Here is a 19,261-nt window from a genome sequence, read left to right as displayed (position 1 = left end):
GGTGTTGGAGCGTCCTGAGGCCCCGCTGCATACCAATGGCAGTGAGCGCGACATTCGCGATCAGGTCAAAAAACGAAAGATCAGTGGCGGCACGCGCAGCGAGCTCGGCCGACAATGCCGCGATACGTTCTCGAGTCTAAAGGCGACGTGCCGCAAGCTGAACATTTCGTTCTGGGAGTATCTGACAGACCGCATTTCTTGCAGCGATCAAATTCCCCTCCTGCCTCATCTCCTCGAACAACGCATCGCCCTCTCTGCTTGAACAGCATGCTGGCGCTCGCCCCGGGTTATTGAGAAGTTACCAAGCGTTATTCATCATATGTTTTAGAGGCGACACGGAAAACTGAAAGGTTGTTTCAGGAAGTCGCGAATGCTCCGTAATCGTGTTCATCGTTGATCACCCTGGAGCATGAGATGAGTTTGAGTAACTTCAAGATAGGCACCCGGCTGGGCGCGGGTTTCGCGGCAATTCTGTTGCTGTTATGTACGGTTGGCGGGTTGACGCTTTGGCAGGCGTCGCACATCTATGCCGGCACGTTGGAGCTTGGCAACGACTGGCTGCCGAGCGTGCAGGCTGCCGGCAGAATGCAGGCTTTTGCGAACAATGCGCGTCGCACCTCGTTGCGCTCGATCCTTGCGGTCGACCCGAAGGAAAAGCAGGAACAGCGTGCGGCGCATGACGCTTCCGTGGTCCAGCTCCAGGAAGTGTTCACGAAGTACGAGAAGCTCGTGTCGTCGCCTGAAGAGCAACAACTCTTCGACAATATCAAAAGCGCCTGGGCGCGCTATGCGGCTCTCGACGCGAAACTACTCGATCTGGCCGACAAGGGCGATGCCGGATTCAACGACGCTCGTTCGCTCTCGAGCGGCGATGCAGGCGCAGCGTTCACCGACATGCTCAAGCTGATTGAAGCGGATATCGAACTTAACCGCAGCGGTGCGGAGCGGGAAGTCGCGCGCGCAGCATCGACTTATGACAACGCCATAGTGAGCACCGGCTTGCTGATCGCTGTCGCGGTGTTCGCCGGCATTGCGATCGGCTGGCTGATCACGCGCTCCATTACCACGCCGATCGGACGCGCTGTCGTGATTGCCGAGACCGTCGCCCGGGGTGACCTGACTGCGGATATCGAGGTATCGGGCAAGGACGAAACCAGTCAGTTGCTGGCCGCGATGCGCCACATGAACGAGCGGCTGGTCGATGTAGTGGGCCGCGTGCGCAACAGCAGCGACAGCATTGCTACCGGTTCCGCGCAGATTGCAGCAGGCAATACGGATCTCAGCCAGCGCACGGAAGAGCAGGCGGCTTCGCTGGAAGAAACCGCTGCGAGCATGGAGCAACTGACCGCGACCGTGAAGCAGAACGCAGAGAATGCGCTGCAAGGCAATTCGCTGGCTGCCAACGCGTCGGAGACGGCCGTGCGGGGAGGCGAAGTCGTTAATCGCGTGGTCCAGACGATGAGCGAAATTTCCAGCAGCTCGGAACAGGTGGCGCAGATCATCACGGTGATCGAAGGCATTGCGTTCCAGACGAACATTCTTGCGCTGAACGCGGCCGTTGAAGCGGCGCGGGCCGGTGAGCAAGGCCGCGGGTTTGCGGTGGTGGCAGGCGAAGTGCGGACGCTGGCTCAGCGCAGCGCGTCGGCGGCAAAGGAGATCAAGGACCTGATCAGCGCTTCCGTGCAGCGTGTGCATACCGGCTCGCAGTTGGTTGACGAAGCCGGACGCACGATGGGCGAAGTGGTTCAGTCGGTCAAGCGCGTCACGGACCTGATGGGTGAGATCAGCGCGGCGTCGGGTGAACAGCACACCGGCATCGAGCAGGTCAATCAGGCGGTCATGCAGATGGATGAAGTGACGCAGCAGAACGCGGCGCTGGTTGAAGAGGCGTCCGCCGCCGCGCAGTCGATGGCCGCTCAGTCAGGCACCTTGCGCGAGCTCGTGTCGGTCTTCCGGATCAGTGCTTCCGACCCGGTTGTGCAGACCTTCACGCCGGTGAAAGCGGCCCCTGCGGTCAGCCGCCCGGCGAGCAAGATGAAACCCGCGAAACGGGCGGCGGCTGCGCCCCGGATCGCGCCGGTCGTGGGCAAGGATCCGGAATGGCAGACTTTTTGATCGCTTGAAACTGAAGCTGGAAGTTTGAAATCAAGCCGGCTGCAACGGACTGTGTCGAGTCCTTTGCAGCCGGCTTGATGCATATGCGCTCGACCAACAGTTCGATCAATAAGCGCCCATGTAGTCGCGCTTGCCGACATCCACGCCGTTGTGGCGCAGGATTGCATACGCGGTCGTCACATGGAAGAAGAACTGGGGCAGGGCGTAGTGTTGCAGGTAGTTGCTGCCGACAAGCTTCTTCTCTTTCGGCGTGCCCGGGCGCAGGACGATTTCCTTGTTATCGCTGCCTTCGAATCGCGTGGCATCGAACTCGCCTATATACGCCAACGCCGTGGCCAGCAGCGCTTGCAGGTCGGCAAACGTCACTTCGGTATCGGCCACCGACGGCTTCTCCACGCCGGCCAGGCGCGAGACCGCGCTTTTGCTGAAGTCAGCGGCGATCTGTACCTGGCGGATCAGCGGGAACATGTCCGGGAACAAACGTGCTTGCAGCAGCGCGTTCGGTTCGATGTTTTTTTCGGTGGCCTGCGTTTCCGCTTTCTTGAGCACGTCGGACAAGGCGGTCAGCATTTGCGTGAAAACCGGGACGGACGCGCTGTACATGGAGATGGTCATGATCACTCTTTCAGTCGATGTCGGGAGCCGACGCGAACAACGCCGCGCCAGCCTGTTTATCTTGTTTAATCTCGGAACGGTTCTGGACAGGTGATTGAACCGGCTAGCCAGGTGCCTGTCAATGCGGCTTGCCCCGGGCGGTCCAGGATTTGCGTCACGGCCAACCTTGCAGCAATCCTTGTAGCAATCGGGGCGCTTCACCCGGCCCGGTATCGCTGCACTGCGGCGATACCGGGCCGGATCCCTTGCTTTGATCCGGCATGCCCGGTTCCGCGCCAGATTATAAGCGCGCTGCGGCAAGTGCCCGGTATGCAGGGCTTCATCATGGGTGGGTTAAGGTTCTGAGCCTTTGCATCATGCATGGACAAACGTACCCAGGCGCAGACCAAGCTGCTCGGCGCGCAATTGCACTGCGAAGAGGGGATTTGTCATGCGGCGGCCAATCGTTCCAAAGCCCCATAGCGAACAGGGCGGCCACTTCGCGATCCTCTAGCCCGGCAGCAAGGTAATTCCGAAGCGCGGCGCGGCTTCCCGCATGCGTCCGATATCTTCCGGCTGCGGCGGAACGGGTGTCACCGGCCCGGCCTGGGCGTCGGCGCAAGCGTCGACGAAGTCATCAAATCCGGCTGGCGTGCAGACGATCAGATACCTTGAGGGCAGCTCGGTATTATTAGCCAACCGATGCGCAACGTTGCGCGGCAACAAAGCTGTTTCGCCCGCGCGCACGCTTACGCGCTTTCCATCAACCGTCACGTCGACAACACCCTCAAGAACGACGATGGTTTCCTCTTCGCGCTCATGCACGTGCAGAGGCGTCGCCCGGTTCGGCGGTCCGAAAAACTCCATCATGCAGAAAGCGCCGCCCGTTTCCTTTCCCGACATCAGCAAACGCACCCGCGTACCGGCAAAATTGTATTCAGGCGGCTTGGTATTCAATACGAACATGGCATTCCTCGACAAGATCATGGGGCTTGGGCGTTCACTATAAGTCGCGGGCCTTTCGAGAAAAACATGCGTTGATGCCGTAATATTCACGGCAACATACCGTGAATCGATCATGAAAAATCTCAAGCAATTCATGAGTTTCGCGGCCGTGGCGAGAAATAACAGTTTCGCCGCGGCTGCCCGTGAGCTCGCTCTCGCCCCCTCGTCAGTCGCCAAGAGCGTGGCGCGCCTGGAGAGCGATCTCGGCGTGAGGTTGTTTCATCGAACGACTCGCGCAGTCAGGCTCACGGCGGAAGGCGATGCCCTTTTCGCTAAGTGCGCGCGGGTCCTGGAAGAGATTGACTCGCTGGAGTTATCGACAACACGCTCGGCCGAGGCGCCGTCTGGCACGTTGCGCGTGGGTGCGCCGATAGGTTACGGAACACGCAAGATTGTCCCTGTATTAAACCGGCTGCTTGCCGCTCACCCCGCGCTCAAAGTCGACATGCGTTTGACGGACGAGCGAGTACACCCGGTGAGTGAAGGCCTGGACGCGGTGATACGCATAGGCTCACTCGATGACTCCGGTCTGGTTGCACGCCGGTTCGACCACCAGCACCTCGTGCTTTGCGCCAGTCCCGACTATATAAAAGTCCATGGTGCGTTGAACGCCGTTGAGGAAGTCGAAGGACGATCGGTGATTTTGTTTCGGATGCCTACTTCCGGCCGGGAGCGCCCGCTAGAGTTCGTGAAGGGCGGAGAAAAGATTCAATTGCGACCGCCGTCACGCTTTGCATTAAGTCACGGAGACGCCATGGTGGAAGCGGTATTGCAGGGCGCCGGCATAGCGCAGGTGCCTGAACACATGGTGACGCATCACATCAGGGAGGGAACCCTGGTTGAGCTGTTGTGTGAATGCCGTCCTGCCCCGCTACCGGTCAGCGTGTTGACGCCCAGCGCGCGAATGATGCCGCCCAGGGTGCGTTCATTCATCGATGCGCTGCTGGACGAAAAAATGCCGGATTGAGGGCGCACCGCACCTGTGCAGGAGGCGCGGTGAATCAACCGGTTGACCGGAGAAAATCGGCCAAGATCGAAAAAACGGCCAACGCTGAAACGGCGGACAGCACTCGTCCCTTGAAGCGGTTTTCAGCTTCAATTCCCCCGATTGCCAATCCAATGCCAAATCCGATGCCAATCCGACAAGCGCGGAGGACTACGCAGTCTTACGCGGGTACGTCCGCGGTAACTTTTGAGTAGTCGCAAAACCCCCGGAAATCGTTCGCTAAAATCTGCAATAGCGCGGTGCCTTTACGGCCGGTGGTGCGATAAAGTTCTCCGTCGCGGCGGCCTGCCTCCATGCCTTTGCTGAAAGCCTCCGAGTCGACGATCGCGCTGTCGATCGATTTAGTGAACGACGCCGGGCTGTCGGGAAAAATCAAGGTAATGACAAGACCCGTCGCTGCGAGCGGAACATCGGAGTCTTCAATTTGCCACGCCGCGCAGATCGGCAGGCAAAATCCCTGGAGATAGCCAATCAGCTTCGCTTCCAGGTCAGCGGGCAAGGCGCGGTAAGTGAGTTCTGAACGTGCAATGGTGGGAAGGGTGAGCGCCGCGACAATTGCTGCAATCTTGCGCGCCGTTGCCAATTCCTTGGTTTCTTGCGTCACTTCATGGACTTGATATAGCGGTTGAAACATCGACGCCTCCTTATGAGCCTGGTTTTCCACGAAAACACCGGGTACGGGATTGATGGAATATGATTCGTAACGCGGGAAACAGCGGTGGGTGGCACATTCTCCGTTGGAAACCCGCCCGCCAATAATGGCGTGTGCATTACGGCATGGCAAATGAACCGCCGGACCGGTAGCTAGTGGTAATACTGATAGTGATGCGTGCAGTGAAGCGTGTAATGAACCGGGTAATGTTCCCTTTCGAATCGAGATTGGCGGCGGGAGGTCGGTCAGACATTAATTGAATGTGAGATCCGCGGATGCATCGAGGCTGATCCGGCGGGACCAGGGACGAGAATTGTGTCCGCTATCAAGTAGGCAAGACCGCAACCACAATGACAAAAGCAGAGCAATCCAGCTGCGTAGGCATCGTGAACCGCATCAAGCGCGGGCTGTCGACGTCCGTTGCTGTCGCTTCATGTGGCGTTTTTATTGCAGTTGTCATGGTGGGCCTGTGCGGTTTGGTCCTATATCAGAGTCGCCAGGATGCGCTGGACCACACCCGCGACACTTTGCGCGATATCGCTGTCATTGCACAGCGCGATATCGAACGCAATCTCGAACTTTACGAACTGTCACTGCAAGCCGTGGTCGACGGGCTTCAAGAAGCAGACGTGATGGCATTACCGCCCCATTTGCGCCGGGAGGTACTCTTCGACCGCGCAGCCAGCGCGAAATATCTCGGTTCCATGCTGGTGATGGATGCGCTTGGCAACGTTGTCATGGATTCCGGCGGCGACACGCCGAGAACGGGTAATTTCAGCGACAGGCCGTATTTTACGGTTCAACGCGACAATCCCCATGCAGGTCTCTACATAAGCGATCCGTACCTGTCTCGCTTGCGCAACGGCACGCCAAGCATCGGCCTGAGCAGACGGCTTTCCAACCCGGACGGATCGTTTGCGGGAATTGTGCTTCTGGCGGTGAATATTGCGTATTTCCACGACCTGTTCGCCGGTTTGGCGCTAGGTCCGCACGGATCGCTTTCGCTGATCGGACGAGACGGCTCCATGCTGATGCGGCAGCCTTACGATCCCAAGGTGATCGGGCGAAACATCAAGAACGCCGCTACTTTCAAGCAGTTTCTAATGGCGCCGCAGGGGAGCTTCATCGAAAAGTCGTCAATCGATGGCAATCGCCGGCTGTATTGGTTTGCCAACTTCCCGCGGGCGCCTCTCATCATCATGGCGGCCGCTTCCGAGGAGGATATCTACGCTTCGTGGCGGCGCCGGGCCCTCACGATCGGGTCGCTGATGGCCGTGTTCGGTGTGGCGTTCATCGCGCTTTCCATTTTGCTCGGGATGCAGTTGCGGCGGCGCATGCGGGCTGAGTCGGCGCTGGAATTGCTTGCGAGAACGGACGGCCTGACCGGGTTGAACAACCGACGTAGTCTTGGCGAAATACTCGAACTCGAGTGGCGCCGCGCGAAACGCTCGCAGAGCGTGTTGTCGCTGCTGTTCGTCGATATCGATCGATTCAAGGCTTACAACGACACCTATGGCCATCAGGCCGGCGACGATACCCTGGCGGCGGTCGCACGCTGTATTGCCGACAACATCCGGCGTCCGGCTGACAGCGCTGCACGCTATGGGGGAGAGGAGTTTATCGTCGTGCTTCCGGATACATCGGCGCTCGGCGCTTCGCTGATCGCGGAGAAGATCCGCTCCGCTATTTGCGCATGCCATATCGAGCACGCGGGCAGCGAGTTTGGATGCGTGACGGCCAGTATTGGCGCGGTGAGCCGTGAACCGCAGATGGACGACGATCTGACGACCGTGATCAAAGCTGCCGACGAAGCCTTGTACTACGCCAAGGCGACCGGCCGGAACAGGGTGTCGACCGCTGAGTCTGAGTCTGAGGCGTGAGGGGTCCGATCGCGGCTACGGCTTTATCCAGCCGCGGTTCCAGCCGCGGTTCCAACCGCGGTTCCAACCGTGGTTCCAACGTGAGGCAAGTCCAGGTAAGCGCACCTTTAAGCTCAAGACCCTCGCTTGGCACGCACTGCTATAAAAATTCCGGTGATGCGAGCACGTCACACGCCACGGCCCTCGCCATGGTGTTCCGGAACACGACCGCGTTCGTCCCTTGAGGCGTATGGACATCCGGGGCGAACCCTGTCAAAGTCGCTTCTCCGCGCACCTGTGGCAACCTCTCGCGGTTCGGAACGCGCGTTACGGCACAGCCAGGATATTCTTGTCAGGAGCACGAAATGACCCCGCGTCAACCAGTCGATATTGCCCGCATTCTGTTCGTTATTGTCATCCTGTCCGCGTTGACGATCGGCAGCCTCTATATCCTGCGGCCGTTTATTCCGGGGCTCATCTGGGCGACCACCATTGTGGTCGCGACCTGGCCCGTGATGCTCGCGGTGCAGCGCCGCGTCGGCAATCGCCGGTGGATCGCCACCGGGGTGATGCTGATCATCCTGCTGCTCGTGATTGCACTGCCGCTCTACGAGGCCATTTCGACACTGGCCTTGCACGCGAGCGACATCATGGGAACGATCAAACTCTTGCCCAGCTATGCACTGGCGCCGCCGCCCAGCTGGGTCGGCGAGATTCCGCTGGCCGGCCAGCGCGTTGCGCATGAATGGCAGACGCTGTCGGACGCCGGGCCGGGCGGCATTCTGGCAAAGGTGGAACCGTACCTGACGATTGTCGCGCGCTGGATGCTCGGTCACGCAGCGGCTGTGGGCGTGTTCGTGATCCACATGTTCGTCACGATCATCATTGCAGGCATTCTCTATAGCCAGGGTGAAGCAGCGGGCCGCTTCGTTACGCGCTTCGCAACCCGGCTGGCAGCCCAGCGGGGCGCGGAAGCGGTCAAGCTGGCAGGACTGGCGATTCGCGCGGTCGCGCTCGGGATTGTTGTGACAGCGGTGGCGCAATCCGCGCTGGGCGGGATCGGTTTGTGGATAGCAGGCGTTCCTGCTGCCGGCATACTGACCGCGGTGATGCTGATGTTGTGCCTCGCGCAGATCGGCCCGTTGCTGCCGTTGCTCGGCGGCGTCGCGTGGCTTTTTATGCATGATTCAACCGTAGCCGCGATCCTGCTGCTGATCTGGTCAGTTGCAGTCGCCATGCTCGACAGTCTGCTGCGGCCGGTTCTGATCAGGCGCGGGGTGAACCTCTCGATGCTGTTGATCCTGGCCGGCGTGCTGGGCGGCATGTTCGCGTTCGGGATAGTGGGTTTGTTCGTTGGTCCGGTGATCCTGGCGGTGGCGTCGACGCTCCTGGAAGCGTGGATGAACGAACCTGCGCCTTTAGCGGTCGTCGACGCTGCGCAAGTCGATCGAGTGACGACAGCAAGCAATCCGAAAGATTTAGCCTAGCGCAGCCGCCGCATGAACGGCCTTCCCGCTGCGTTGTGCCGGTTCATGGCTAATAGCATTCGCTAACCGCCATGAACCTGACTCACCGTTGTGACGCTCCGTGTCTACACGATCATCGCGGGTGTCCGAGCCTCGCTTTCGTTGCGTGTATTTCCGCTTGCAGTTCATCTATGCGTTGCAACAATGACAGCGCCAGCGCAAGGCCGCGCCGGTCGAGTTCGAAATCGTCTCTCAGGCGCCTTGCCGTCTTCACGGTGACGACGTAACGCAACTGGAACATGCGTGTGGGTGTGCCGGCGTCCACCGGCTTGATGACGTCGGTATCAATGAGGTCTTCAATTTCTTCAATCGATAACCCCGAAACCTCCGCCAGATATTCAACCTGGCAAACGTCCACGTCGTTTAGCCAGACCGACTCGCTCAATGGTGTGCTCATGGCTTTGCTCCTTACGCGAAATGCGTGCGCGGGTTGAAGTTCGATGCCGCCGCCAGTTGTTCCAGCAACTCGTGTTCACGAGCGCTTACCGTCTTCGGCACTTCTATCCTGACCACGGCATACAGTGCCCCGACGCTGCCATCGGCCGACGCCAGTCCGCGTTTGGCGAGCCGCAATTTTTGCCCGGCGGTCGTGCCAGGTTTCACGTTGAGCTCCACCGTGCCCGCGAGGGTGGGTACGTGCACGCTCGCCCCCAGCACGGCCTCCCAGGGCGCGAGCGGCAGGTCCAAATACAGGTCGCGGCCGTCGGGCCGATAGAGCGGATGTGGCTGCAACACGAGCGATACATACAAGTCGCCGGGCCGTCCGCCATTAAAGCCCGGGCCGCCCTTGCCAGCCAGCCGCAGGCGCTGGCCGTTCGCCGCCGATTTAGGAATGGTGATTTGAAAGGTCCGCGGCACGCGATGCGCGAGGCCGTTGGCGTCGTACTCGGGAAGCTCCGCGCTCAGTTCGATCTGGTCTGCGCGATGGATCTGCTCAAGCGTTACCGGCGCGGCGATCTCATAGTCCTGCCCGGGGACAGGAAAGCTTTGTCTGCGATGACCACCTCCGCTGCCACCGCCGCCGCCGCGGCCAAAGGCTGAGAAAAGATCGGCGAGGTCGACGTCGTCGAGGCCGGCTTCACCCGTATGGAAATGCTGCTGCCAGTCGGGTGGCGGCGTGAACGATTCGCCGGCCGGATGTTTGCCGAGGTTGTCGTAGGCTTCGCGCTTTTCCGGGTTCTTCAGCGTGGCATACGCTTCAGCGACGTCCTTGAATTTTGCTTCGCTGTCCGGGTCGGCCGAGACGTCAGGATGATATTTATGAGCGAGCTTGCGGTACGCCTTCTTGATGTCCGCCAGTGTCGCGGTGCGCTCGACTCCCAAGGCTTCGTAATAGTCCTTGAATTTCATTTGAGACCTAAAAGAAAAGTAGAACGGGGTTTCGTCTGAGCTGAGGCGTTGCGACGACGGATAGTGTGTTTGCCTGGGTTTGTCGGCCTGAATACTTCAATCAGTCACGTCGCTCGGTAAGTTTATGTCATGGCGGCGCAGGCCGGGAAATGACTGGCAAAAGGCCCACGCACGGGCCGGCAATGCGCGGCGCGCAGCAATTCACGCTCCCACGCCGATACAAAAGCGCAACGTCAGATCGACGTGACCACCATGCCCACCGAGATCACCAGCATGACCGCCGTCGCCACCCATCCCAGCGCCCGCAACCAGCCCTTGGCCGCAAACTTTCCCATGATGTCCCGGCGGCACACTATTTTCATCATCACGAACATTACCGGCACGGCGACTACGCCGTTGAGCACGGCGCTCCAGTAGAGCGCCTTGATCGGGTTGATCGATGTGAAATTGATGACCATGCCGATCAGCGTAGCCACTGCGATAGTTGCGTAAAACGCCTTCGCTTCCTGCATTTTGCGAGTGAAGCCCACCGGCCAGTCCCGCGCTTCACCAATCGCATATGCCGCTGAACCCGCAAGAACAGGCACGGCCAGCAGGCCGGTTCCGATCAGCCCGACCGTGAAGAACAATGCGGCGAACGGGCCCGCTATAGGCCTCAAGGCCTGGGCCGCCTGCGCCGACGTTTCAATGTCAACTATACCGCCTGCGTGGAGGGTCGCCGCCGTGGTCGCCAGGATGGCAAGCGCGACCAGGTTGGACAATCCCATGCCGGCAAGCGTGTCGACCTCGATACGACGCAGCGCCTTGGGACCCTGTTCCGGTGAGTCGAACAGATCGAGTCGCCGTGGGTGCACCCGCATGTCCTCGACTTCCTCATCGGATTGCCAGAAGAACAGGTAGGGGCTGATCGTGGTGCCAAACACCGCCACGACCGCAGTGAGATACGCCGAGGTCCAGACCGGACGCGGCAAGAGCATGTTGCTGGCGAGTTGGCTCCAATTGACATGCGCCACCGCCAGTACGGCGAAATACGCAAACAAGGACAGCGTGAACCACTTCAGCACAGCCACGTAGCGCGTGTATTGCAGCAACAGCTGCATCGAGACGCAAATCACCGAGAACAGCAGCACGTAGAGCCACTTGGGACCGGGCAACAAGAGTGCAAGGGCATCGGCCATGGCACCCAGGTCTGCGCCCAGATTGACTATATTCGCAATCAGCAGGAGCGCCACGATCCACTGCAGCAGCCATGTTGAATAGTGCATACGGAGCACGCCTGCAATGCCGTGTCCCGTCGTGCGTCCGATGCGCGCGCTGATCATCTGGATGGCGACCATCAACGGGTAGCTGAACAACAGCGTCCATGACAGTCCATAGCCGAAGGCCGCGCCCACCTGACTGTAGGTGGCGATGCCGCTGGGGTCGTCGTCGGAGGCGCCTGTGATCAGGCCTGGCCCCAGCACGCCGAGCCAATGGGGCTTGGTCGGGCCGACCACCGGATCGCGGTCCTCTGCATCGTATTCCTGGGATGGCTTGTCCATGATGGCGCGGGGATGTCAGAAGGAGTGGACGGGGGCGAGACCGTTGCGTGGACGCTTTTTCTTCGCAGGTCTGTCGGCGGCGATGCTTCCTGCTGAAAGCTCCACGATCTCCGACGTGATCTCCTCTTGCCTCAGCCGCCGAAAGTCGCCGGTCAATGCTTCGAGCTTGTCATGCACGTTCGTGCGCGCAGCGATCATCGCCCGCATGCGTGCTTCGTTTTCTGCGGCGAACGACAGCATGATGGCCTCGCAAAGCTGCGCGAAGATGTATTCCTGCGCAAGCTGCGATAACAGGCGCTGCGGCGCGAGATTAATGAGCGGTGGATCGCGGCGCGCAGTTGCCGGTGACCCAGCCGGTGACCCAGCCGATGGCGTTACCGAGAAGCGCTCGTAGTCGAACGGCAACAGGGTCTGCTCCACGGTCTGGACGGTGGCGCCCGGGTTCGGCGTTGCGTGGATCACGCTCACGCGAGTCGTCCTTCCGGTGACCAGGCGCTGGAACAAAACGCCGGTGAGGCGATCGGCGAGTGCGGGCACTTCGTCGGCATGAGTGATCATGGGCGCAGACCAGCCGATGTTCAGCCCACGTTCGGTCGCCGCCACGATCCCGCGGTCGCCGAGCAGCAAGTATTCCGTCGAGGAAGACTGAGCGTACGCGGTAGCCGATGCAAGCGCTGCATCGATCACATGCTCGTTGAACGTGCCGACAAAACCCTGTTCCGCGCACAGGACGATCACGACGGCCGCATCCTGCTCTGCATGCCGATTCGGTGCCGTGGTGTCGTGCGAGGTGTGATCGTCGATCAGCAGCAGGGCGTCGCCAATCGCCGCGCTGACTATCCGCGCGCAGGCCCGAATGCCGTCCAGACGGCTGCGCGCTTCACGCGAGCGTGCCGCAGCGATGCCACGCATTGCACCCACCACGGATTCAAGCCCGTGTACGCCATTCATGCGCGCTTGAACTTCGCTGAGTTTGTTGCTCATGTCGAAGCGGCCTCGGGCTTGGTTTGCTGCTTGGCTTCATCTGCGGGTTTGGCCTCAGCTTTGACTTCAGTCGCAGGCGCCGCACTTACTTGTACTGTGAGATCGCGTACGGCCGTGACTAGTGCGCTCAGCGTGGCCTCATCGATCGAGCCCGTGGCAACGAGCGCGGCGCTCGCCGCAGGGCCGCCGTGCGCATCCAGATGCGCAGCAAGACGGGTGCGAACCGTCGCAATGCACCCGGGCGGCAGCGCGTCGAATACGTGCTCGGCGAGCGCGGCCAGCAGCGCGATTTCATCGACGGGGCGCAGCGGCGCAAAGCGCGGTTGCGTGATCAATGCGCGAATGCGCTCGCCGCGCACCACTTGCGCCTTCACCCTCGGCTCCATCGCCCCGCCAAAGCGCGTGAACATTTCAAGCTCGAGGAACTGCGAATAGTCGAGCCGCAAGCGTCCGGAGACCTTGCGCAACGCGGGCAACTGCGCCTTGCCGCCGACCCGGCTCACGCTCAGGCCGACGTCCACGGCGGGGCGCTGGTTGGCGGCGAAAAGCGCAGCGTCGAGCATGATCTGGCCATCGGTAATCGAGATCAGGTTGGTGGGAATGTAAGCGGACAAATTGCCGGCATCGGTCTCCGCGACGGGCAACGCGGTGAGCGACCCGCCGCCCAGTTCCTTGGACAGTTTCGCCGCGCGTTCCAGCAACCGCGCATGCAGGTAGAAGATATCGCCGGGATACGCTTCGCGGCCGGGCGGTTCGCGCGTGAGCAGGGAGAGTTCGCGGTGCGTTGCGGCATGCTTGCTCAGGTCGTCGATCACGATGAGCGCATGTTGCCCACGGTCACGAAAATATTCGGCGATGGAGAAGCCACTGAACGGCGCGATCCATTGCAAACCCGGGGAAGCGGCCGCCGACGCGACCACGAATACGCATCGCTCGGGTGCGCCGTGGCGGCGCACGGCGTCGATGACACGCTGCACGGCGGTAGCACGCTGACCGATCGCCACGTACACACAGATCATGTCGGTGTGCTTCTGGTTCACGATCGTGTCGATGGCAATCGAGGTCTTCCCCGTCGCCCGGTCCCCAATGATCAGTTCGCGCTGGCCGCGCCCGATGGCAAACAACGCGTCGATCAGCAGGATGCCGGTGGCGACCGGTTGCGCGACCAGATCCCGGTCAATAATGGAAGGCGCCGGCCGCTCGATTGGCAGGTGCTTCTCGGCGGGCACGGGTTCGTCGTTGTCGAGTGGCCTGCCGAGCGGATCGACCACCCGTCCGAGCAGTCCGGGACCAACCGGCACTTCCACTACTTGACCCGTTCCGGTGACGCGGGAGCCGGCGGAAATCGCATCGCCGTCGTCGAGCAGGACCGCGCCGATGGCATCAGCATCCAGCGTGAGCGCAAAGCCTAGACGGCCACCCTCGAAGCGCAGCAGTTCATTCAAGCGCACATCAGGCAGGCCCGAGACGGAGGCAATGCCGTCGGCCACGTGTTCAACGCGCCCGACGGTTTCCGCCTGCGGGGCAAACTGAGCGCGGGCTAGGGCGGCGCGGCTGCTGGCGAGCCAGTCGCTGTGTCCTGCTTTGTCTCCTGCTTTGTCTCCTGCAGCGAGGTCGGTTTGGATGGGTGTCATGAGCTAAGGAGTTCCGTTTTCAGGCCGGCGAGATCGTGGCGAAAACTGTTGCGCACGAGTGCATGCGGCGCTTCCAGTTCAAGTCCCGCGATCACGGCGGGATCGACCGTGACCTGAACCTGCAACGGATGACCGAGCGCCTGGGTGATCGCCGCCTGACACGCGGCCAGTTCGTCCGCAGTGAGCGCGCGAGGCACGATCAGATGGACCGCTTCATCGTTGCCGCAGAGTTGCGTCCGGGTAGCCTCGGGCAGCGCGGCAAGCTCACGCGCCAGTCCATCGATGAAACCCGCGATCCGTGCCTCGGCGGGCAGGCGGTCGAGCAGCCGCGCGGTGACCTCGAGTGCGAATTGCGACGCGCGATCGGAGTCGGCTGCGGCGGCCTCGCGGCGGCTGGCGTCGATCGCGGTTTGCGCGGCCGTGCGCATTTGCTCCGCGTCGGTGCGTGCCGCGTTCTCGAGCGACGTCTTGAGCTGCGCGGCTTCGGCTGTCGCCGCGTCGAGCAGATGCGCGCGTTGTGCAGCAAGTTCAGCGCTGTCAGCGGCGGCCTTCTGCTGTTCACCGAGTGCCGCGGCTTTGGCTGCGGTGGCATCGGCCATCAGCGCCGCGGCTGCATGCTGACGCTGCGCTACGATCTTCGCCACCGGGCGAAACAGAAAGCGCGCCAGCAACCACACGAGCACCAGCGCGTTGACGGTCTGCAGCAGGAGAGTCCACCAGTCGATATGCATGATCAGTGCGCGCTCACTTTATGAACGGATTGGCGAACAACACAAGCAGGGCGATCACCAGGCAGTAGATCGCCATGGTTTCGATCATCGCGAGGCCGACGAACAGCGTGCGCGAAATCGTGCCGGCCGATTCCGGCTGCCGGGCGAGCGCATCCATTGCGGCGGCGACCGCGCGGCCTTCGCCGAGGGCCGGTCCGATTGCGCCGAATGAGACCGCAAGCGCTGCGGCGAGAATGCTCACTACCTGGATCAGATTGTTCATTGCTGGCCTGCCTCTTTGCTGGAAGTTTTTGGGGAGTTTTCGGCTAGCGCGGCGCCAATGAAGACCATCGCGAGAACCGTGAAGATGTATGCCTGCACCGCGCCGGTCAGCAGGTCGAGCGCCATCAACGGGATGGGTACCAGCAATCCCGCTAGCGACAGCACGATGCCGACCACGAAGACCCCGCTCATCACATTGCCGAACAGACGCACGACCAGCGAGAAGGTCCGCGTGATCTGCTCGACCACGTTCAGCGGGATCATGATCCACGTGGGTTCGGCGAAGGTAGCGAGGTAACGGCCCAGGCCGCGCGTGCGGATGCCGTAGAAAATGGTCGCGAAGAATACGATCAGGGCCAGCGCGGCATCGGTTTCCACGTGAGCGGTGGGCGGCTCGACACCGGGCAGGAGTGACGACCAGTTGCTGACCAGAATGAACAGAAAGAGCGTGCCGACCAGCGAGCGATATCGTTCGGGCTCCGCTTGCATGGTGTCGCGAATCTGGTCGTCTATGGTGCTGACCAATAGTTCGAGAACGGTCTGCACTTTCGAGGGCGTGAGTGACAGGCGGCGTGTGTACCATGCAGCGCCGCCTGCGAGCACGGCCATGATGATCCACGTGGCCACGACCGGCGCCGATACGTCGATCGGTCCGATATGGAACAGGGTGGCAGTGATGAGCGGCGAGGCAATCATGGCGTCACCTGGACGCGTCGCAGGATAAAGCCGCGTGCCAGCAGCAACCCGGCCGCGCCGCATAGCAGCGGCCATGCACCCAGTTTCGCCAGCGCACCGAACAGGACGGCCACGCCTGCGAGACGCAGGAGTTGCAGACCGATTGCCCTGGCCGGCGTGCCGGTGATCAGCAACCGGACGTTGCACCGCAAGGTTGCGAAGTGGAGCGCGCCGGCCGCGAGGCCGACCAGCGAGCCAATCGCGATCTGGGCTACGAGCGGGAAGTGATGTGTCATTGCCGATCTCTCCGGGTTTGCCGATGCATCCATTTCCATGCAGACCACAGGCCGACGGCAGCGCCTGCCATGAGCAGCGGCGCCGAGAAGAACACGCCGGTGTTGAAGTGCCGGTCGAGCCAGTGGCCAATGACAAGTCCAAGCAGCGTCGGCACCACAATGGTCCAGCCGAGAATGCCGATCTGACCGAGGCGTACGCCAAGCGACGGTTCCGGCTCTTCCCGCGCCTCGCGTTCGCGCTGCACGGCTTGTCGCGCAGCGTGGGCCATGCGGTCGGCATCAGAACCGGCGTCACGCTTGGGATCGATATCGTCAGGCGAGGGCTGAGTCACGGTCCTGCTCCATCCACGGGGCCCGCGCTCGGGCGCAGATAGCGCAACAACTGCCGCACGGCTTGCGCATGCAGACGGGTTTCATCGACGCGAGCGCGCCGCACCGCGTCGAGCTGTGCCGCGCGTGCAGCGTCGACTTGTGCCTCAAGTTCCTGAAGCGACATGCCGCTCGAGCCCATCACCCCTTCGCGACATGCAATCGATATCTCATCTCCGCCCGACACGCGCAGCACGCCTTCCTTTACGGCACAAAACTGTTCGACGCCGTTAGCCGCATGCCAGCGCAGCACGGACGGCGCGAGCACGGTCAGGAATGCCGCATGGCCTGGCAGAATGCCGAAACTTCCCGTGGCGTCTTCGGCGCGCAGTGCGACGACGTCTGCGCTGTCGAATAGCACACGAGCCGGCGTGGCGATGGTGAGATGCAGGAGCGCGCTCATGATCCGACGTGCTCCACCGCGGGCTTTGCTTGCGCCGCAGGCTTGATATCAGCCGAGGGCGGCGTTGACGAGGCCGCTTCGCGAGCACGTGCTTCATCGATTGTGCCGATCATGTAGAGCGAGCTTTCCTGCCAGGTGTCGCACTCGCCGGCGAGGATCGCCTTGCAGCCGGCGATCGTATCGGCGACCGCGACGGAGCGACCGGGCACACCGGTAAACGCCTCCGTCACAGTGAAAGGCTGGCTCAGGAAGCGCTGCAAACGGCGAGCCCGTCCGACGATTCTGCGATCGTCCACGCCGAGTTCCTCGACGCCGAGCAGCGAGATCACGTCCTGCAATTCCCGATAATGTTCGATGGTCTTGCGCACCTCGATCGCGATCGCGGCGTGCTCGTCGCCGACGAAGGCCGGGTCGAGCAGGATGGACGACGAAGCGATCGGATCGATGGCGGGATACATGCCCTCGGCGGCCATCGAGCGCGACAGGACGATCATGCTGTCCACGTGTGCCGCGATGGTCGTCACGGCCGGGTCGGTAAAGTCGTCGGCGGGGACATAGACGGCCTCGATAGCGGTCACCGATACGCCGCCAACGGACACAATGCGTTCCTGCAGCGCCGCCACTTCGCTTGCGAGCGTCGGCTGGTAACCAACCCGCGACGGCAGCCGTCCGAGCAGGCCTGAAACTTCCGCGCCGGCCTGGACGAAGCGGAAGACGTTGTCCATGAGCAGCAGCACGTTCTGGTGACGTTCATCGCGAAAGTATTCGGCGACCGTGAGCGCGGTCAGCGGCACACGCCAGCGCGCACCGGGCGGCTCGTTCATCTGGCCGTAGACCAGCACGGTACGCGGCAGCACGCCGGAGTTGCGCATGTCGAGCAGCATCTCGTGGCCTTCACGCGAACGCTCGCCGACCCCGGCGAAGACCGAGATGCCTTTATAGCGTTCGACCATTGCATGGATGAGCTCCATCACGAGCACGGTTTTACCGACCCCGGCGCCGCCGAAGGTCGCGGCCTTGCCGCCCTGCGCAAGCGGAGTCAACAAGTCGATGACCTTGATCCCGGTCCAGAAGATCTCGGTGGCCGCACTCTGCGATGCAAACGGTGGCGGGGCGCGATGAATCGGGCGGCGCGGGACGTCGTCGGCGAAGGGTGCGCCGCGGTCTCCCGGCGTGCCGGTGACATCGATCAGACGTCCAAGCATGGCTTCACCCACCGGCACGAGGATCGGGCCGCCTGATGCACGCACGGCCGTACCGCGATTCAGCCCGTTGGTCGACTGCAACGCCAGCGCGCGCACCGTGTTTTCGTCCAGATGCGCCTGCACTTCCGCGATGATCGGCGGTCCGCGATCGGTGAGGATGGACAGCGACTCTTCGATGAGCGGCAACGCGGCGTTATCGAAAGCGACATCCACGATCGCGCCCCGCACCGCGACGACCCGGCCCTGTGCTCCGTCGACCGGACCCGCGTTCTCTGCTCTGTCTGTCAAGGGATGGTTTTCGGTGGGGGCGACCGGGGCGCGAGTGTTCAATTTGACTCCTTCAGACAGACTGCATTTCCGCCAACGAAACGGGGGCGGCGTATGCGCCCGGTGACGTGTCGTGAAAGTTGAGGGCACGCGAGGGACCGCAAATGAACGGCACGTGCTCGAATCAACTTTATCGTCTGAGGGGTGGGAACCCTTGATCTTTATCAATCGTTGATGAGGCGCATTCGCGGTAATTTCGGGCGCTCAAACCGGCCAGTTATTCGATAGGACAGCGCAATCGGACGGCGCAATGACTGCAACGTGTTCGCAGCAGACGTGGCCGGCGGCGAAGGCCGCACGACGGGTCAACCTTGCGACGAACATACGCGTTGGCGAAGCGGCATGTCTGGCGGTGACCCGCTCCGTTGCAACGACGGCGCACGAGACCCCGGCGGCGCCGTCACCTGCCGATCAGCTTCTTTGAAGGTTCCCGGCTGAATCAACCGATACCGACCCGACAATCGCCGCGCCGGCTTTTCCCACAGGCAGTACGCTGCGCCCGTGCGTCTCGTTGATGATTTCGGCGGCAGACAGATAGAACGCCAGCGCGGCTGTGACGAGACCGCAATAGCCGCCCGCGTGATGCAGCCACACGAGACCGGTCCATTCGCTTGCGGCCAGCACGAAAAAGGTGATCCAAAGGACGAAGAACACCAATTGCAGCGCACGCGCCGAGCGCCATGTCGCGACCCACATATACAGCGTGAATACGCCCCACAGGAATAAGT

20 protein-coding genes and 1 pseudogene are annotated in these 19,261 nt (G+C 61.7%); 5 read left to right on the top strand and 16 right to left on the bottom strand.

The window, feature by feature from the left end; translation table 11 throughout:
• Together BSU04_RS47185 and BSU04_RS25910 are read left to right on the top strand one after the other, a co-directional pair.
• Positions 1-262: pseudogene (locus BSU04_RS47185) on the top strand (hypothetical protein); the annotation flags it as partial.
• A gap of 152 nt (positions 263-414) precedes the next feature.
• On the top strand, positions 415-2,115 hold the full coding sequence (locus BSU04_RS25910) for a methyl-accepting chemotaxis protein (protein ID WP_089163256.1): 1,701 nt from the start codon (positions 415-417) through the stop codon (positions 2,113-2,115).
• Positions 2,116-2,220: 105 nt separating this feature from the next.
• On the opposite strand, the gene BSU04_RS25905 is transcribed toward BSU04_RS25910, so the two are convergent.
• Both BSU04_RS25905 and BSU04_RS25900 read right to left on the bottom strand, forming a co-directional pair.
• Positions 2,221-2,730 carry a DUF1993 domain-containing protein gene (locus BSU04_RS25905; protein WP_089163255.1) on the bottom strand — a complete coding sequence of 170 codons (510 nt, stop codon included), beginning with the start codon at positions 2,728-2,730 and terminating at the stop codon, positions 2,221-2,223.
• A gap of 489 nt (positions 2,731-3,219) precedes the next feature.
• Positions 3,220-3,675 (bottom strand): cupin domain-containing protein, encoded by a 456-nt coding sequence (locus BSU04_RS25900; RefSeq protein WP_179258444.1) that lies wholly within the window; start codon positions 3,673-3,675, stop codon positions 3,220-3,222.
• Between the two features lie 112 nt (positions 3,676-3,787).
• Between BSU04_RS25900 and BSU04_RS25895 the strand changes: the two genes are divergently transcribed.
• Positions 3,788-4,681 (top strand): LysR family transcriptional regulator, encoded by an 894-nt coding sequence (locus BSU04_RS25895; protein ID WP_089163253.1) that lies wholly within the window; start codon positions 3,788-3,790, stop codon positions 4,679-4,681.
• Between the two features lie 199 nt (positions 4,682-4,880).
• Here the strand turns inward: BSU04_RS25895 and BSU04_RS25890 are convergent, their stop codons facing one another.
• A complete protein-coding gene (locus BSU04_RS25890) occupies positions 4,881-5,384 on the bottom strand; it encodes a hypothetical protein (protein WP_144021354.1) in 504 nt (167 codons plus the stop codon).
• Between the two features lie 338 nt (positions 5,385-5,722).
• Here BSU04_RS25890 and BSU04_RS25885 point away from each other — a divergent pair, with 338 nt between their 5' ends.
• Positions 5,723-7,252: a sensor domain-containing diguanylate cyclase gene (locus tag BSU04_RS25885; protein ID WP_089163251.1), complete on the top strand. Its 1,530-nt coding sequence runs from the start codon at positions 5,723-5,725 to the stop codon at positions 7,250-7,252.
• 344 nt (positions 7,253-7,596) lie between these two features.
• On the top strand, positions 7,597-8,718 hold the full coding sequence (gene ydiK / locus BSU04_RS25880) for an AI-2E family transporter YdiK (protein WP_089163250.1): 1,122 nt from the start codon (positions 7,597-7,599) through the stop codon (positions 8,716-8,718).
• Positions 8,719-8,830: 112 nt separating this feature from the next.
• Here the strand turns inward: ydiK and BSU04_RS25875 are convergent, their stop codons facing one another.
• From BSU04_RS25875 to BSU04_RS25815, 13 genes are all read right to left on the bottom strand, one after another.
• Positions 8,831-9,154 carry a chaperone modulator CbpM gene (locus tag BSU04_RS25875; RefSeq protein ID WP_089163249.1) on the bottom strand — a complete coding sequence of 108 codons (324 nt, stop codon included), beginning with the start codon at positions 9,152-9,154 and terminating at the stop codon, positions 8,831-8,833.
• An 11-nt stretch (positions 9,155-9,165) separates the two neighbouring features.
• On the bottom strand, positions 9,166-10,107 hold the full coding sequence (locus BSU04_RS25870) for a DnaJ C-terminal domain-containing protein (protein WP_089163248.1): 942 nt from the start codon (positions 10,105-10,107) through the stop codon (positions 9,166-9,168).
• Positions 10,108-10,340: 233 nt separating this feature from the next.
• A complete protein-coding gene (locus BSU04_RS25865; RefSeq protein ID WP_089163247.1) occupies positions 10,341-11,648 on the bottom strand; it encodes an NRAMP family divalent metal transporter in 1,308 nt (435 codons plus the stop codon).
• A 15-nt stretch (positions 11,649-11,663) separates the two neighbouring features.
• Positions 11,664-12,632, bottom strand: coding sequence for a F0F1 ATP synthase subunit gamma (locus BSU04_RS25860; RefSeq protein WP_089163246.1), 969 nt, complete (start codon positions 12,630-12,632; stop codon positions 11,664-11,666).
• Entirely contained in the window at positions 12,629-14,266 is a 1,638-nt protein-coding gene (locus BSU04_RS25855; protein ID WP_089163245.1) for a F0F1 ATP synthase subunit alpha, read from the bottom strand. The genes BSU04_RS25860 and BSU04_RS25855 overlap by 4 nt, the downstream gene beginning before the upstream one ends.
• Positions 14,263-14,997: a F0F1 ATP synthase subunit delta gene (locus BSU04_RS25850; RefSeq protein WP_089163244.1), complete on the bottom strand. Its 735-nt coding sequence runs from the start codon at positions 14,995-14,997 to the stop codon at positions 14,263-14,265. The genes BSU04_RS25855 and BSU04_RS25850 overlap by 4 nt, the downstream gene beginning before the upstream one ends.
• A 13-nt stretch (positions 14,998-15,010) precedes the next feature.
• Positions 15,011-15,259 (bottom strand): F0F1 ATP synthase subunit C, encoded by a 249-nt coding sequence (locus BSU04_RS25845; protein ID WP_046564982.1) that lies wholly within the window; start codon positions 15,257-15,259, stop codon positions 15,011-15,013.
• Entirely contained in the window at positions 15,256-15,954 is a 699-nt protein-coding gene (locus BSU04_RS25840; protein ID WP_089163243.1) for a F0F1 ATP synthase subunit A, read from the bottom strand. The genes BSU04_RS25845 and BSU04_RS25840 overlap by 4 nt, the downstream gene beginning before the upstream one ends.
• Complete coding sequence (locus tag BSU04_RS25835) at positions 15,951-16,229, bottom strand: N-ATPase subunit AtpR (protein WP_179258443.1); 279 nt, start codon at positions 16,227-16,229, stop codon at positions 15,951-15,953. Before BSU04_RS25835 ends, BSU04_RS25840 begins: the two co-directional genes overlap by 4 nt.
• A complete protein-coding gene (locus BSU04_RS25830; RefSeq protein ID WP_179258445.1) occupies positions 16,226-16,498 on the bottom strand; it encodes an AtpZ/AtpI family protein in 273 nt (90 codons plus the stop codon). The genes BSU04_RS25835 and BSU04_RS25830 overlap by 4 nt, the downstream gene beginning before the upstream one ends.
• A 59-nt stretch (positions 16,499-16,557) precedes the next feature.
• Complete coding sequence (locus tag BSU04_RS25825) at positions 16,558-17,001, bottom strand: F0F1 ATP synthase subunit epsilon (RefSeq protein ID WP_089163241.1); 444 nt, start codon at positions 16,999-17,001, stop codon at positions 16,558-16,560.
• A complete protein-coding gene (atpD, locus tag BSU04_RS25820) occupies positions 16,998-18,494 on the bottom strand; it encodes a F0F1 ATP synthase subunit beta (RefSeq protein WP_089163257.1) in 1,497 nt (498 codons plus the stop codon). The genes BSU04_RS25825 and atpD overlap by 4 nt, the downstream gene beginning before the upstream one ends.
• Positions 18,495-18,944: 450 nt before the next feature.
• Positions 18,945-19,261 (bottom strand): acetate uptake transporter (locus tag BSU04_RS25815; protein ID WP_179258442.1); only part of this gene is annotated, 317 nt, incomplete at its 5' end.

Origin of the sequence: Caballeronia sordidicola (assembly GCF_002220365.1) — a bacterium.
GTDB lineage: Bacteria > Pseudomonadota > Gammaproteobacteria > Burkholderiales > Burkholderiaceae > Caballeronia > Caballeronia sordidicola_C.
Note: the sequence above shows the minus strand (reverse complement) of the source record. Positions and strands in the feature narration are given on the sequence as shown.

What these genes read in the sequence shown, in the direction of transcription:
- BSU04_RS25845 (WP_046564982.1), bottom strand. Translation starts at nt 15,259, where the DNA reads ATGAACAATCTGATCCAGGTAGTGAGCATTCTCGCCGCAGCGCTTGCG.
- ydiK (WP_089163250.1), top strand. Translation starts at nt 7,597, where the DNA reads ATGACCCCGCGTCAACCAGTCGATATTGCCCGCATTCTGTTCGTTATT.
- BSU04_RS25825 (WP_089163241.1), bottom strand. Translation starts at nt 17,001, where the DNA reads ATGAGCGCGCTCCTGCATCTCACCATCGCCACGCCGGCTCGTGTGCTA.
- BSU04_RS25875 (WP_089163249.1), bottom strand. Translation starts at nt 9,154, where the DNA reads ATGAGCACACCATTGAGCGAGTCGGTCTGGCTAAACGACGTGGACGTT.
- BSU04_RS25865 (WP_089163247.1), bottom strand. Translation starts at nt 11,648, where the DNA reads ATGGACAAGCCATCCCAGGAATACGATGCAGAGGACCGCGATCCGGTG.
- BSU04_RS25835 (WP_179258443.1), bottom strand. Translation starts at nt 16,229, where the DNA reads ATGACACATCACTTCCCGCTCGTAGCCCAGATCGCGATTGGCTCGCTG.
- BSU04_RS25855 (WP_089163245.1), bottom strand. Translation starts at nt 14,266, where the DNA reads ATGACACCCATCCAAACCGACCTCGCTGCAGGAGACAAAGCAGGAGAC.
- BSU04_RS25860 (WP_089163246.1), bottom strand. Translation starts at nt 12,632, where the DNA reads ATGAGCAACAAACTCAGCGAAGTTCAAGCGCGCATGAATGGCGTACAC.
- BSU04_RS25870 (WP_089163248.1), bottom strand. Translation starts at nt 10,107, where the DNA reads ATGAAATTCAAGGACTATTACGAAGCCTTGGGAGTCGAGCGCACCGCG.
- BSU04_RS25900 (WP_179258444.1), bottom strand. Translation starts at nt 3,675, where the DNA reads ATGTTCGTATTGAATACCAAGCCGCCTGAATACAATTTTGCCGGTACG.
- BSU04_RS25895 (WP_089163253.1), top strand. Translation starts at nt 3,788, where the DNA reads ATGAAAAATCTCAAGCAATTCATGAGTTTCGCGGCCGTGGCGAGAAAT.
- BSU04_RS25840 (WP_089163243.1), bottom strand. Translation starts at nt 15,954, where the DNA reads ATGATTGCCTCGCCGCTCATCACTGCCACCCTGTTCCATATCGGACCG.
- BSU04_RS25885 (WP_089163251.1), top strand. Translation starts at nt 5,723, where the DNA reads ATGACAAAAGCAGAGCAATCCAGCTGCGTAGGCATCGTGAACCGCATC.
- BSU04_RS25830 (WP_179258445.1), bottom strand. Translation starts at nt 16,498, where the DNA reads ATGGCCCACGCTGCGCGACAAGCCGTGCAGCGCGAACGCGAGGCGCGG.
- BSU04_RS25910 (WP_089163256.1), top strand. Translation starts at nt 415, where the DNA reads ATGAGTTTGAGTAACTTCAAGATAGGCACCCGGCTGGGCGCGGGTTTC.
- BSU04_RS25850 (WP_089163244.1), bottom strand. Translation starts at nt 14,997, where the DNA reads ATGCATATCGACTGGTGGACTCTCCTGCTGCAGACCGTCAACGCGCTG.
- BSU04_RS25905 (WP_089163255.1), bottom strand. Translation starts at nt 2,730, where the DNA reads ATGACCATCTCCATGTACAGCGCGTCCGTCCCGGTTTTCACGCAAATG.